Source organism: Brevundimonas sp. GW821-FHT09G01 (genome assembly GCF_059416065.1).
On the sequence record NZ_JBWKOL010000006.1, the window covers coordinates 27,501 to 39,772 of the forward strand.

The following is a 12,272-nucleotide window of genomic DNA, read 5'->3' on the forward strand; positions in this document are numbered from 1 at the left end:
CGAACTGAAGCCCAGGTAAACGGCGGCCGTAACTATAACGGTCCTAAGGTAGCGAAATTCCTTGTCGGGTAAGTTCCGACCTGCACGAATGGCGTAACGACTTCCCCACTGTCTCCAGCACAGGCTCAGTGAAATTGAATTCCCCGTGAAGATGCGGGGTTCCCGCGGTCAGACGGAAAGACCCTATGAACCTTTACTATAGCTTCGCCTTGGCGTTAGCGACCGTATGTGTAGGATAGGTGGGAGACTATGAAGCCGGGGCGCCAGCTCTGGTGGAGTCATCCTTGAAATACCACCCTTACTGTCGTTGACGTCTAACCGAGGGCCGTTATCCGGTCCCGGGACATGGCGTGGTGGGTAGTTTGACTGGGGCGGTCGCCTCCTAAAGTGTAACGGAGGCGCGCGATGGTGGGCTCAGACCGGTCGGAAATCGGTCGTCGAGTGCAATGGCATAAGCCCGCCTGACTGCGAGACTGACAAGTCGAGCAGAGACGAAAGTCGGCCATAGTGATCCGGTGGTCCCGCGTGGAAGGGCCATCGCTCAACGGATAAAAGGTACTCTAGGGATAACAGGCTGATTTTGCCCAAGAGTCCATATCGACGGCAAAGTTTGGCACCTCGATGTCGGCTCATCACATCCTGGGGCTGGAGCAGGTCCCAAGGGTATGGCTGTTCGCCATTTAAAGTGGTACGTGAGCTGGGTTCAGAACGTCGTGAGACAGTTTGGTCCCTATCTGCCGTGGGTGTTCGAAGCTTGAGAGGATCTGTCCCTAGTACGAGAGGACCGGGATGGACATACCTCTGGTGGACCTGTCGTGGCGCCAGCTGCGCAGCAGGGTAGCTATGTATGGAATAGATAACCGCTGAAAGCATCTAAGCGGGAAACTAACCTCAAAACAAGGCTTCGCTGAGGATCGTGGAAGACTACCACGTTGATAGGCCAGGTGTGGAAGTGGGGCGACCCATGAAGCTTACTGGTACTAATAATCCGATCGGCTTGATCGTTTCTCAGCAAAACTCATTCGATTTTTTGACAATGTCTTCTTCGCAATCCTTCTATCCGCCTGGTTGACCTGGTGGCTATGTCGGAGGTTCCCCACCCGATCCCATTCCGAACTCGGTCGTTAAGCCCTCCAGAGCCGATGGTACTTCGTCTTAAGGCGCGGGAGAGTAGGTCGCCGCCGGGTCTACCAGTCGGATAGAATGATTGCTTTATGTCGCCGTTATCGGCGCGTCTTCTCGAACGTCTCTTCCTTCATTTCTACCGTTTGCCGCGGGATGGAGCAGCCCGGTAGCTCGTCAGGCTCATAACCTGAAGGTCGTAGGTTCAAATCCTACTCCCGCACCCAAGCTTTTAAGCCGTTAGATCAATCGTCTAACGGCTTTTTGCTGTCCGGAATCCCGACGCCCGCCGCCTGCGGGCGCCTCCAGATCCGGTTTCGCGCGCCGTTCGTCCGCTGCAACCCCTTTCTCAAAGCCCCGCCTGGTCCCGCCGGCGGGGCTTTTCTGCGTTCAGCCCCGTGCTGGCCCGGCGCCTGTCGCCGAGTTCATCCCGCCGCCCCGATCCTGACGCAATTCGCTACAAATGTAGCGCTACACATGTAGCGATCCGGAGGCGCTGTGATGATCGAAACCCTGCCCAGACGTGAGCGAGAGGTGTTCGAGACCCTGTGCCGGCTGGAGCAGGCCACCACGGGCGCGGTCCGCGCGGCCCTGGCCGATCCGCTCAGCGATTCCGCCGTCCGCACATTACTGGCCCGGCTGGAGGCCAAGGGCCTGGTCGTGCGCGAGGCGGGGGAGGGCGGCGTCGCCTATCGCCCGGCGCCCGCGCCCGAGGCCCTGGCCACCGGCGCCCTGCACCGGATGGTCGACACCTTCTTCGCCGGCTCGGCCGCCAGCGCCGCGACCGCGCTGCTGGGCCTGACCCGGGCCCTGAAGCCGGACGAGATCGCAGCCTTGAGACGCGCCATCGACGACGCCGGGGAGCGTGACGCATGACTGTCGTCCTCATCCTCGAACTGCTGGTCAAATCGGGCGCCATCGCCGGCGCCGGCCTGTTGCTGGCGGCCGCCCTGCGCGAACGTCCGGCCACCGAAGGCGTCGATCTGCTGCGCGTCACGGTCCTGCTGCTGCTGGCCCTACCGGTGCTGATGCTGCTGACGCCGGATCTGGCCCTGCCGTTGCTGCCCGGCGCCGCCGCGCCGGAGGCGACGCTCGCCCCCATGCCGCTCTGGGCCGGAGAAGTGGGCCCGGTGGCGGGGGTGTCCCTGTCCACCTCCCTGGTTGAGCCGTCGCCCGGCCTGCTCCTCTCCTGGGCCTGGGCCGCCGGCGCCGCCCTCGTCGCGGGCCGCTTCGCCCTGGGCCTGTGGACCCTGATGACCTGGACGCGCGCCGGGCGACCCGTGACGTCCCCCCTGTGGACCGCGCCGCTGGAGCGCGTGGCCGCGCGCCTTCGCCCCCGCCTGCTGGCCTCGTCCGCCGTGGCCGCGCCGCTGAGCTGGGGCCTGCCGCCCGGCGTGGTGCTGATCGGCGACGACCATGTGGCCCGGCCGGAGTGCGCGCGCGCCGTCCTGGCCCACGAACTGGCCCACATTCGTCGCCGCGACTGGCTGTTCCTGCTGCTGTCCCGCTGCGCCCTGGCCCTGTTCTGGTTCAATCCGCTGGTCTGGTGGCTGCACGCCGAACTGGCCGCGCGGACCGAGGACGCCGCCGACGCCGAGGCCCTGAAGGTTCTGGATCCGGGCGCCTACGCCCGCACGCTCGTCGGCCTCGCCGCCGATTTCGGTCAGCCCGCCGCCCTTGGCATGACCGGCCCCGCCCGCTCTCTCTCCAAAAGGATCGCCCGCATCATGAAGACCCGCCGCTCCCTGCCTGCCCGTCCCCTGGTCCTGGCCCTGACGGTCGGCGCCCTGGTCGCCGTCGCCACCCCGCTGGCCGCCGTCGAACTGACGCAACAGGCCGCTCCGCCGCCGCCCCCCAGCGCCCCCCGCCATGCGCCGAAGGCTCCTCCGGCGCCCCCGGCCCCGCGTTCGGCCATGAACTGGGTGGCGCCGCCCGCGCCGCCTGCGCCTCCGGCTCCGCCTTCAGCTGTGGAATGGACCGCGCCGCCCGCGCCGCCGGCCCCGCCCGCGCCTCCGCCTCCGCCCCGGGCGCCCCGGTTCCAGACCTCGCAGGTCTACTGGACCGAGAACGCCGATCCGGAGACCCGCCGTCTGGCCGACCAGGCGAGGGAACAGGCTGCGCAAGCGCGGGAGCAGGCCGCCCAGGCCCGTGAGCAGGCCGTCCCGGCGCGAGCCGATGCGGCCCGGGTCCGGGCCCAGGCCGCCCAGGTGCGCGCCGAAGCCGCCGCCATTTCCCGCTCCGACGTGCGCCGACAGGCGGAACAGGCGCGAGCCCTGGGCGAAGCGGCGCGTGTCGAGGCCCGCCACGCCGAGGCCCAGGCCGCGGTCGCCCGCCGCGAAGCCGGGCGCGCCATGGCCCAGGCCCGTGTCGAAATGGCCCGCGGCGCTGACGAGATGGAGCGCGGCGCGCAGCAGATGCGTGAGGAATCGCGCCGCCTGCGCGACCCGGCCTATCGCGCGCAGGTGATCGAGCGGCAACGCGTCGCCGGCCACCCGGTCACGGATGAGGACCTGCGCGCCCTGTCGCCGAAGCTCGCCCGTCAGGCCGAGGAGTTGGCCGCCCAGTCCGTTCAACTGCGCAATCAGTCCCGGGAAGGCTGACGGCCGGTCTGAATGGAAAGACGGCCCCGTCCGGGATCGGGCGGGGCCGTTTTGTTATGCGCGCTGGGCGTCCCACCAGCGGACCGCGTCCGCGTCGCGGGCGCTGAGATCCGGGTAGTCCGGATCGGAGCCGACGTCGGGCACGCGGCGCCACGAGCGGGCGCATTTGGGATGGTCGGCCAGCTTGACCTCGACCGAGATCGCCTCGCCGCCGTGGACCAGTTCGGCGCCCGAGGTCCGGAAGACCTCCGCGGCGTCCAGCTCGGAGAACGCCGCGAAGGCGCCGGCGGGACCGGTCACGACCGGCCAGGCGTCCAGCGCCCCGCCGATGACCTTCTCGCGCCGCGCGGCTTCCAGCGCCTCGTTGACGACCTCGAGCACGCCCTGGACGCCGGCCCAGCGGTCGGCTTCCTGCGGGTTGTTCCACTCCGCCGGCGTCTCCGGGATGACCCGCGCGCAGTTGGAGCCGCCCTCGGGGAAGCGCGTGGTCCAGGCTTCTTCCATCGTGAACGGCGTCAGCGGGGCCAGCCAGGCCGTCAGGCGCGCGAAGACCTCGTCCATCACCGTGCGGGCGGCGCGGCGGCGGATCGCATCGGGGCGGTCGCAGTACAGGCTGTCCTTGCGGACGTCGAAATACAGGGCCGACAGGTCGTTGGAGCAGAATTCCAGTACCGGGCGAACGACGTCCTGGAAGCGGTATTCGGCGTAGGCGGCGCGGACCTGGCCATCCAGCTCATGAAGGCGGTGGAGGATGAATTTCTCCAGCGGCGGCATCTCGGCGTAGGGCAGGCGCTCGCTTTCGTCGAAGTCGGCCAGGGCGCCCAACAGATAGCGCACCGTGTTGCGCAGCTTGCGATAGGCGTCGACCGTGGTCTGCAGGATCTGCTTCCCGATCCGCTGGTCCTCGGCATAGTCCACCAGCGCCACCCACAGGCGCAGGATGTCGGCGCCCGACTCCTTGATCACGGTCGCCGGGTCCACGGTGTTGCCCTTGGACTTGGACATCTTCTCCCCGTTCTCATCCTGGGTGAAACCATGGGTGAGAACAGCGTCATAGGGGGCGCGGCCGCGGGTGCCGGAGCCTTCGAGCAGGTTGGACTGGAACCAGCCCCGGTGCTGGTCCGAGCCTTCCAGATACAGGTCCGCGGGCCAGTGCGAGGGGCGATCGCCGACATAGCCGTGGGCCGGATCGCGGGCCTCCAGCGTGAAGGCGTGGGTGCAGCCCGAGTCGAACCAGACATCCAGGATGTCCTCGATCTTCTCGTACTTGGCCGGGTCGTTGACGCCCAGGAAGTCGGCGTCGGGCGTCTCGAACCAGGCGTCGGCGCCGCCCTTGCTGACCGCGGCCAGGATGCGGGCGTCGACCTCCGCATCGACCAGCGGCTGGCCGGTCTGCTTGTCCACGAACATCGCCAGGGGCGTGCCCCAGGCGCGCTGTCGGCTGATCAGCCAGTCGGGACGGCCCTCGACCATCGACCGGATGCGGTTCTTGCCCGCCGCCGGGTGGAAGGCGGTGGCGTCGATCGCGGCCAGCGCCCGCTCGCGCAGGGTGCCGTCGTCTTCCAGCGGGGCGTCCATGCGGATGAACCACTGCGGCGTATTGCGGAAGATGACCGGCGCGCGCGAACGCCAGCTGTGCGGATAGGAATGCTCCATCCGGCCGCGGGCCAGCAGGGTCCCGGCCTCGATCAGCTTGTCCATCACCGCGCCGTTGGCGGGGCCGAACTTGCCGGTCTTCTTGCCCTCGGTCTCCAGCACCTTCAGGCCCGCGAACAGGGGCACGTGGTCATAGTAGGCGCCGTCCGGATCGACCGTGTCCGGCACCTCGTGATGGCCGTGGGCCTTCCAGACCTCGAAGTCGTCGGCGCCGTGGCCCGGGGCCGTGTGCACGAAGCCCGTGCCGGCGTCGTCGGTGACGTGGTCGCCGGCCAGCAGCGGCACGGCGAAGCCATAGCCGGGCGACAGGGCCGCCAGCGGATGGGCGCACTCCAGGCCCGACGGGTTCAGGTCGTCGACGCGGGTCCAGGCGGCGATCTTCGCGGCCTTGAACACGTCCTCGGCCAGCTTGTCAGCCAGGATCAGGCGGTCGCCCGGCTTGGCCCAGGGCTCGAACTCCAGGCCTTCCTCCATCGCCGTGACCTCGTACAGGCCATAGGCGATCTCGGGGCCATAGCTGATGGCGCGGTTGGCGGGGATGGTCCACGGCGTCGTGGTCCAGATCACGACGGACGGGGTCGCGTGGCGGAACGACAGCAGGTCGTCCGGATGATCGTCCGTGGCGCCGGTGACCGGGAATTTGACCCAGACCATCGGGCTGACGTGGTCGTGGTATTCGATCTCGGCGTCGGCCAGGGCCGTGCGCTCGACCGGCGACCACATGACGGGCTTGGAGCCGCGATACAGCTGGCCCGAGTTCTTGAACTTGTGGAACTCGGCGACGATGGCCGCCTCGGTCGTGAAGTCCATGGTGGCGTAGCGGTTGTCCCAGTCGCCCGTGACGCCCAGGCGCTTGAACTGCTCGCGCTGCACGTCGATCCAGCCGGCGGCGTATTCGCGGCAGGCGGCGCGGAACTCGGCCTTGGAGACCTCGTCCTTGCGGCGGCCCTTGGCGCGGTACTGTTCCTCGATCTTCCACTCGATCGGCAGGCCGTGGCAGTCCCAGCCGGGGACGTAGTCGACGTCGTTGCCCAGCAGGAACCGGCTGCGGACGACGAAGTCCTTCAGCGTCTTGTTCAGGGCGTGGCCGATGTGGATGTCGCCGTTGGCGTAGGGTGGGCCGTCGTGCAGCACATACAGCGGCGCGCCCTCGGCCTGACGCTGCTTGCGCAGGGCGGCGTAGAGGTCGCCCCATTGCGCGATGATCTGCGGTTCCTTCTGGGGCAGGCCGCCGCGCATGGGGAAGGGCGTCTCCGGCAGGAAGACGGTTTCGCGGTAATCGCGGCCGGAGGGGGTGTCGGTGGCGTCAGCCATGAAGTCTCGTTTCGTCGTGTGTGATCGTTCGCGTTGGTTTCGAAGTCCCGACGTGCGCGGGGCAAAAGCCCTGCGGCGCTACGCCGGGCGGCTAATCGAAATGGGGCGAAACACGCGGACGGTCATGGTGCTAGCGGTCTAGCAGGGGCGTTGGTCGGGCGCCAGCGGGAGCCTTGCCAAGAGTCCCTGCGGGGCCGATATTCAATCCATGACCGACATCACCCTGCAGCGATCCGCCAAGGGCAAGCGCGCCGGCAAGAAGCCGAAGGGCGTCACCCTGCGTCGGGTGACGACATCCGAAGGTGACAAGGTCACGATCCGCGCGCTCGATGCTCACAGCCCGACCTTCGGCGAGGACTTCCTGTACGTCTTCAGCAAGAACGTCGAGGCGGCGCGGCGCGAGAACAAGCGGGTGATCGGCTCCGCCGATGGCGTCAAGAAGCCCGCCTAGGTCGCCTTCGCTCTGGATCATCGCCGGGCCCAACGGCTCCGGAAAGAGCAGCGCCTATGGCATGGCGGCGGTCAATGAACCGTCGGGCTCGATCTGGATCATCAATCCCGACGAACTGGCCAGGCGGATCGCCGAGCAGGAAGACCTGCCGCTTCAGCCGGCCAACCTGGAGGCGGTTCGGCGCATTGAATCATGGCTGTTCGCCTCGCTGGACGCTTACCAGACCATCGGCGTCGAAACGGTGCTTTCGACCGACAAGTACCGGCGGCTGGTCGAACATGCCCGGAAACGGGGTTTCAGCGTCAGCCTGATCTACGTCTTCCTCGAGACCGCCGAGCTGAACGTTGAGCGGGTGGCGACACGGGTTCGCAAGGGCGGCCATGCCGTGCCGGAGGACAAGATCCGGGGGCGCCGGGACCGCTCTTTCGCGCAGTTCGGCTGGTTCTTCGATGCTGCGGACACGGTCGATGTCTACGACAACTCCGGCGCGCGACCCCAGCGGGTCATGACCAAGCGCGGCGACGAGGTGACGGTCTATGATGACCTTCCGGACGGGATGCTGGCTTCACTGGAGCAGGTGATGCCGGGCTTCGGGGCCATCTACGAGGGCGACTGAGCCAGCGCCGTTCGCGCATTTTCAGCGTCTTGCCCGATCTGGACTTTCAGCGCGTCCAGTCCGTCGAACTTCATCTCGCCGCGCAGGAAGGCGACCAGTTCGGTCTCGACCGTCTGGCCGTAGAGGTCCTCGCTGAAGTCGAACAGCCAGACCTCCAGCAGGGGATCGTCGGTCGGGTACATCGGCCGCACGCCCAGGTTGGCGACGCCGTCGATCACCCGCCCGTCCGGCAGGCGGGTCCGGGTCGCATAGACCCCGTAGGCCGGGCGCATGTAGTCGCCCATGGCGATGTTGGCGGTCGGTATGCCGATGGTCCGGCCCCGCTTGTCGCCGTGGATCACCTCGCCGGCGATGGCGAAGGGGCGGCCCAGGATGGCGGCGGCGCGGGCCATGTCGCCGGCCTTCAGCGCCTCGCGCACGGCCGAGGACGACAGTTTAAGCCCGTCGGCGTCGTCCAGCCGCTCGGCGACGGAGACGGTGAAGCCCGCCGTCTCGCCGTAGCGGCGCAGGGCGTCGGGCGAGCCGGTGCGGCCCTTGCCGAAGGTGAAGTCGAAACCGACGGCGGCGTGCCTGATCCCGATGCCGTCGCCCAGCACGTCGCGGGCGAATTGTTCGTCAGTCATGGCCGCCATCTCGCCGTCGAAGGGCAGGAGATAGAGGCGATCGACTCCCAGGGACTCCAGCGCCCGGGCCATCTGGTCGGGCGTCATCAGGCGGAAGGGGGCGGCGTCGGGCTGGAACCAGCGGCGCGGATGCGGATCGAAGCTGACGACGGCCAGGGGAACGCCCAGACGGGCGGCGGCCTCGCGGGCGTCGGCGATGACGGCCTGATGCCCGCGGTGAACGCCGTCGAAGGCGCCGATGGCGACCGCCGCCCCCCGTTGCTCCGGGGGCAGGCCGCGCCAGCCGCGGACGACCTGGATCAACGCGCGGACGGCTTGCGGCGGCGCGGCACGCGAACCATGGCGATGCCGTCCATGATCAGCTTGCCTTCGACGAAGCCCTCGCAGTTCAGCTCGACCCGCGCGCTTTCCTGATCGACCGACAGCACGGTGATGCGGATCAGGACGGTGTCGTCGATGCGGACCGGCAGATGGAAGGCCAGGGTCTGGGAGATGTAGATCGCGCCGGCGCCGGGCAGGATGGTGCCGACCACCGCCGAGCCGAACGAGGCCGACAGCAGGCCGTGGGCGATGCGGCCGCGATAGGCGGTCCTGGAGGCGAAGGCCTCGTCCAGGTGGACCGGATTGAAGTCATCCGACGCCTCGGCGAACAGGCGGATCCGCTCCTCGGTGACGTGGATCACCTTTTCGGCGGCCATGCCCGCGTGAAGCTCCTCGAGGATGTAGCCGCCCGAGGGATGTTTCTGAACCAGATCAACCATGAGGGGGTGTTAGCGCCCGTGCGACAGAATGACCATCCTCACCACGCGAGATCGAGCATGGCGTGGCGCGCATATGTCGTTTCAGCCTTCAACAGGGCGGCGGCGCGGTCGGGGTCGAGGCGTCCGTCCGGTCCCTTGGCCTGATCGCCGTGGATGCCCTGGGCGATGAACAGGCAATCCAGCGCCTGTTTGTTGGCCCCGAGGACGTCGGTCACGACGCCGTCGCCGATGCACAGCACGCGCGAGCGATCGACCGGCTTGCCCAGCAGGGCGGCGGCCTCGTGCAGGGCCAGGTCGTAGATCGGGCCGAACGGCTTGCCCGCCATGGTCACGCGCCCGCCGAGGCTTTCGTACAGGTCCGCCAGCGAGCCGGCGCAATAGATCAGCCGGTCTCCGCGCTGAACCACCCGGTCCGGGTTGGCGCAGATCATCTCCAGATCCTGCGCGGCGGCGGCGGTCAGGCGCTCGCGATAGTCCTCCGGCGTCTCGACCTCGTCGTCATAGGGGCCGGTGACGGAGATGAAGGCGGCGCCCGAGGCGGCGGCGACGGTCTGGAGGCCCAGGCCTTCATACAGGGGGGCGTCGCGCTCGGGGCCGATCAGCCAGGCCGGGCCGGGCGCGCGTTTGGCCAGTTCGGCGCGGGTGGCGTCGCCCGAGGTGACGACGGCCTTCCAGCTGTCGCGCGGCACGCCCAGCGCGTCCATCTGGCTGACCACGCCCGGGCCGGGGCGGGGCGAGTTGGAGATCAGGACGACGTGCCCGCCCTCGCGGTTGAAGCGGGTCAGGGCCTCGCAGGCGGCGGGCCAGCTTTCGCGGCCGTTGTGGATCACGCCCCAGACGTCGCAGAGCAGGATGTCGTAGTCCCCGGCGATCTCGCCGAGGCCGGAAAGGGCGTGCGGAAGGGTCATGCGCCCGAGATAGCGGTTCGGGGGCGCCGGGTGAAGGGCAGGGTGGACCCTAGTCCTCGCGGTAGACCGTCCCACCCTTCATCACGAAGCCGACGTGCTGCAGCGCGGTCACATCGGCCAGCGGGTCGCCGCTGACGGCGATCAGGTCGGCCGGCATGCCCGGCGCGATCCGTCCGGCCTCGCCGGAGATGCGCAGGTGGGCGGCGGCGTTGACGGTCGCTGTCTGGATCGCCTCCAGCGGCGTCAGTCCGGCGCGGACCAGCAGGACGAATTCGCCGGCGTTGTCGCCGTGCGCGGAGACCCCGCTGTCGGTGCCGAAGGCGATGCGGACGCCGCCCTCATGCGCCCGGCGCGCCATGTCCAGCATCAGCGGCCCGGCCTGCAGGGCCTTGGCGGTCTGGGCCGGGGTGAAGAAGTTGTCGGGACCCGAGGCGATGCGGGCCACGAAGTCGCCGGCCATCAGGGTGGGCACCAGATAGACGCCGTCGCGGCGCATCAGCCGGATCGACTCGGCGTCCAGATAGGTGCCGTGCTCGATCGAGTCGCCGCCGGCGCGCAGGAAGCTGTTGATCCCGTCTCCGCCGTGGGCGTGCGCCGTGACCTGGCGGCCCATGCGGTGCGCGGAGTCGACGATGGCGGCCAGTTCCTCGTCCGAGAACTGCTGGCCCAGGCCGGCGGCGGTGTTGGACAGCACCCCGCCCGTGGCCGTGATCTTGATGATGTCGGCGCCGGCCCGCACCTGCAGCCGCACCGCGCGCATGCAGTCCTCGGGACCGGAACAGATGTTCTCCCCGGTGAACAGATGCATGATGTCCTCGCGGTAGCCGTTGACGTCGCCATGGCCGCCATGGATCGACACCGCCGCGCCCGAGGCGATGATCCGCGGGCCCGGCACGTCGCCGCGGGCCACAGCGCCGCGCAGGGCGAAGATGGCTTCGTTGGTCGCGCCCAGATCGGCCACGGTGGTGAAGCCGGCCAGGAGGGTGCGGCGGGCGTAGCGGGCGCCGACCATGGCCTCGTCCGCGCTGGACTGGGTCACCCCCTCCAGCCGTGAATTCGGGTTCTGCTGGCCGGTCAGATGCACGTGGCTGTCGATCAGTCCGGGCAGGACGAAATCGTCCCTCAGATCGACGATCCGCCCTTCGCCGACGAAGCCGTCGCGGATTTCGGCGACCTGGTTCCCTCTGATCACGAGAGTTTTATCGCGTTGCACAATCCCCGTGGACGGATCGGCCAGAAGTCGCCCCACTTGAACGAACGTGGTTCCCGCCTCTGGCGAAACGGACGTGGTCGCGGGTGTTTGCGCGGCGACGCTTGTGGCCACACATGCGGCGAGCGCCGCCAGCATCAACGTGATCGACTTCACGAAATCCTCCCTTGGTCCCCGGATCACCATACCCGTCCCCGGCCATCCTCCAAGGCTCAGGTTGCTAACCTCGGTCGCTTTTGAAACAACCCGTCACTTCCTGTGAAACGTGCGAGGGGCGTCGCATGCGGCTAGCAAGACGTGGATTCATTCTGGGCGGCGCCGCCCTCCTGTCGGGTTGCGCCTCGGCGGCGGCGACCCGGCCGACCGGCGTCTTCACGCCGCTGACGACCGCACAGGCCGTTCCGGTCCAGACTCCGCGCATTGCCGTCGCTCCGGCCGAGCCTGAGGCCATCACGGCCCATCTGAACTCCACCCGCCTGCTGGATCCGCGGGGCCAGGTCCGTCCCGAGCTGATGCAGCGCGCCCTGGCCGCGCTCGACATCCACGATCACAAGATTACCCAGCGCGACCGCATGTATCTGGTCGACTTCACCAAATTCTCGGGCGAAGAGCGCCTCTACGAGGTCGATCTCGAGGGCGGCGCCGTCACCCTGATGCGCACCTGCCACGGCCGCGGGTCCGATCCGGACCACTCCGGCTACGCCCGCAGCTTCTCCAACACCCCGGAAAGCTTCAAGTCCTCGGTCGGCGCCTACGCCACCGCCGGCGCCGGCTGGGGCGCCCAGCAGGGCCCGAACGTCCTGCTGGACGGGCTGGAGTACACCAACAACAACGCCCGCGAGCGCGCCATCATCATCCACGGCGCCGACTACGCCGACCCGGCCTTCCTCGCCCGCGAAGGCAAGCTGGGCCGCTCCTACGGCTGTTTCTCGGTGGCCCACACCGACCTTCCGCGCCTGCGGGACCGCATGGGCGAAGGCCGCCTGCTGTTCGCCTGGGCTTAAGCGCCGG

At 68.5% G+C, this 12,272-nt stretch carries 10 protein-coding genes, 1 tRNA gene and 2 rRNA genes (1 of these 13 only partly in view); 8 read left to right on the top strand and 5 right to left on the bottom strand.

Features of this window, described 5'->3' with window-relative positions; all coding sequences use genetic code 11:
- The 5 genes from AC07NB_RS12285 to AC07NB_RS12305 all read left to right on the top strand — a co-directional run.
- Positions 1-1,005 (top strand): 23S ribosomal RNA (locus tag AC07NB_RS12285) (it extends 1,781 nt beyond the left edge of the window).
- Positions 1,006-1,072: 67 nt separating this feature from the next.
- Positions 1,073-1,187, top strand: a 5S ribosomal RNA gene (gene rrf, locus AC07NB_RS12290).
- Between the two features lie 85 nt (positions 1,188-1,272).
- Positions 1,273-1,349 (top strand) — tRNA-Met (locus AC07NB_RS12295).
- A 274-nt stretch (positions 1,350-1,623) separates the two neighbouring features.
- Positions 1,624-1,998, top strand: a complete 375-nt coding sequence (locus AC07NB_RS12300; RefSeq protein WP_492312536.1) for a BlaI/MecI/CopY family transcriptional regulator — start codon at positions 1,624-1,626, stop codon at positions 1,996-1,998.
- The gene (locus AC07NB_RS12305; protein WP_494571476.1) at positions 1,995-3,722 is read left to right on the top strand and encodes a M56 family metallopeptidase; all 1,728 of its coding nucleotides are present in this window, start codon (positions 1,995-1,997) and stop codon (positions 3,720-3,722) included. The genes AC07NB_RS12300 and AC07NB_RS12305 overlap by 4 nt, the downstream gene beginning before the upstream one ends.
- Before the next feature lie 54 nt (positions 3,723-3,776).
- Here AC07NB_RS12305 and ileS read toward each other — a convergent pair whose 3' ends face one another.
- Positions 3,777-6,692, bottom strand: a complete 2,916-nt coding sequence (ileS, locus tag AC07NB_RS12310; RefSeq protein ID WP_494571475.1) for an isoleucine--tRNA ligase — start codon at positions 6,690-6,692, stop codon at positions 3,777-3,779.
- A gap of 208 nt (positions 6,693-6,900) precedes the next feature.
- Here ileS and AC07NB_RS12315 point away from each other — a divergent pair, with 208 nt between their 5' ends.
- Positions 6,901-7,143, top strand: a complete 243-nt coding sequence (locus tag AC07NB_RS12315) for a hypothetical protein (protein WP_494571474.1) — start codon at positions 6,901-6,903, stop codon at positions 7,141-7,143.
- Complete coding sequence (locus AC07NB_RS12320) at positions 7,121-7,759, top strand: ATPase (RefSeq protein ID WP_494571473.1); 639 nt, start codon at positions 7,121-7,123, stop codon at positions 7,757-7,759. Before AC07NB_RS12315 ends, AC07NB_RS12320 begins: the two co-directional genes overlap by 23 nt.
- On the opposite strand, the gene AC07NB_RS12325 is transcribed toward AC07NB_RS12320, so the two are convergent.
- From AC07NB_RS12325 to AC07NB_RS12340, 4 genes are read right to left on the bottom strand one after another with little or no spacing between them, the layout of a single operon-like run.
- Entirely contained in the window at positions 7,744-8,682 is a 939-nt protein-coding gene (locus AC07NB_RS12325; RefSeq protein ID WP_494571490.1) for a bifunctional riboflavin kinase/FAD synthetase, read from the bottom strand. The two genes, AC07NB_RS12320 and AC07NB_RS12325, sit on opposite strands and share 16 nt — an antisense overlap.
- Complete coding sequence (locus AC07NB_RS12330) at positions 8,682-9,143, bottom strand: MaoC family dehydratase (protein ID WP_291838053.1); 462 nt, start codon at positions 9,141-9,143, stop codon at positions 8,682-8,684. The genes AC07NB_RS12325 and AC07NB_RS12330 overlap by 1 nt, the downstream gene beginning before the upstream one ends.
- Positions 9,144-9,181: 38 nt before the next feature.
- A complete protein-coding gene (locus AC07NB_RS12335; protein ID WP_494571472.1) occupies positions 9,182-10,051 on the bottom strand; it encodes a TIGR01459 family HAD-type hydrolase in 870 nt (289 codons plus the stop codon).
- 49 nt (positions 10,052-10,100) lie between these two features.
- Positions 10,101-11,399, bottom strand: a complete 1,299-nt coding sequence (locus AC07NB_RS12340; RefSeq protein WP_494571489.1) for a metal-dependent hydrolase family protein — start codon at positions 11,397-11,399, stop codon at positions 10,101-10,103.
- A 143-nt stretch (positions 11,400-11,542) separates the two neighbouring features.
- On the opposite strand from AC07NB_RS12340, the gene AC07NB_RS12345 reads away from it, so the two are divergent.
- Complete coding sequence (locus AC07NB_RS12345) at positions 11,543-12,265, top strand: murein L,D-transpeptidase catalytic domain family protein (RefSeq protein WP_291835744.1); 723 nt, start codon at positions 11,543-11,545, stop codon at positions 12,263-12,265.
- Positions 12,266-12,272 lie beyond the last annotated feature (7 nt).

What these genes read in the sequence shown, in the direction of transcription:
- AC07NB_RS12300 (WP_492312536.1), top strand. Translation starts at nt 1,624, where the DNA reads ATGATCGAAACCCTGCCCAGACGTGAGCGAGAGGTGTTCGAGACCCTG.
- AC07NB_RS12330 (WP_291838053.1), bottom strand. Translation starts at nt 9,143, where the DNA reads ATGGTTGATCTGGTTCAGAAACATCCCTCGGGCGGCTACATCCTCGAG.
- ileS (WP_494571475.1), bottom strand. Translation starts at nt 6,692, where the DNA reads ATGGCTGACGCCACCGACACCCCCTCCGGCCGCGATTACCGCGAAACC.
- AC07NB_RS12315 (WP_494571474.1), top strand. Translation starts at nt 6,901, where the DNA reads ATGACCGACATCACCCTGCAGCGATCCGCCAAGGGCAAGCGCGCCGGC.
- AC07NB_RS12320 (WP_494571473.1), top strand. Translation starts at nt 7,121, where the DNA reads ATGGCGTCAAGAAGCCCGCCTAGGTCGCCTTCGCTCTGGATCATCGCC.
- AC07NB_RS12340 (WP_494571489.1), bottom strand. Translation starts at nt 11,399, where the DNA reads ATGCTGGCGGCGCTCGCCGCATGTGTGGCCACAAGCGTCGCCGCGCAA.
- AC07NB_RS12345 (WP_291835744.1), top strand. Translation starts at nt 11,543, where the DNA reads ATGCGGCTAGCAAGACGTGGATTCATTCTGGGCGGCGCCGCCCTCCTG.
- AC07NB_RS12335 (WP_494571472.1), bottom strand. Translation starts at nt 10,051, where the DNA reads ATGACCCTTCCGCACGCCCTTTCCGGCCTCGGCGAGATCGCCGGGGAC.
- AC07NB_RS12305 (WP_494571476.1), top strand. Translation starts at nt 1,995, where the DNA reads ATGACTGTCGTCCTCATCCTCGAACTGCTGGTCAAATCGGGCGCCATC.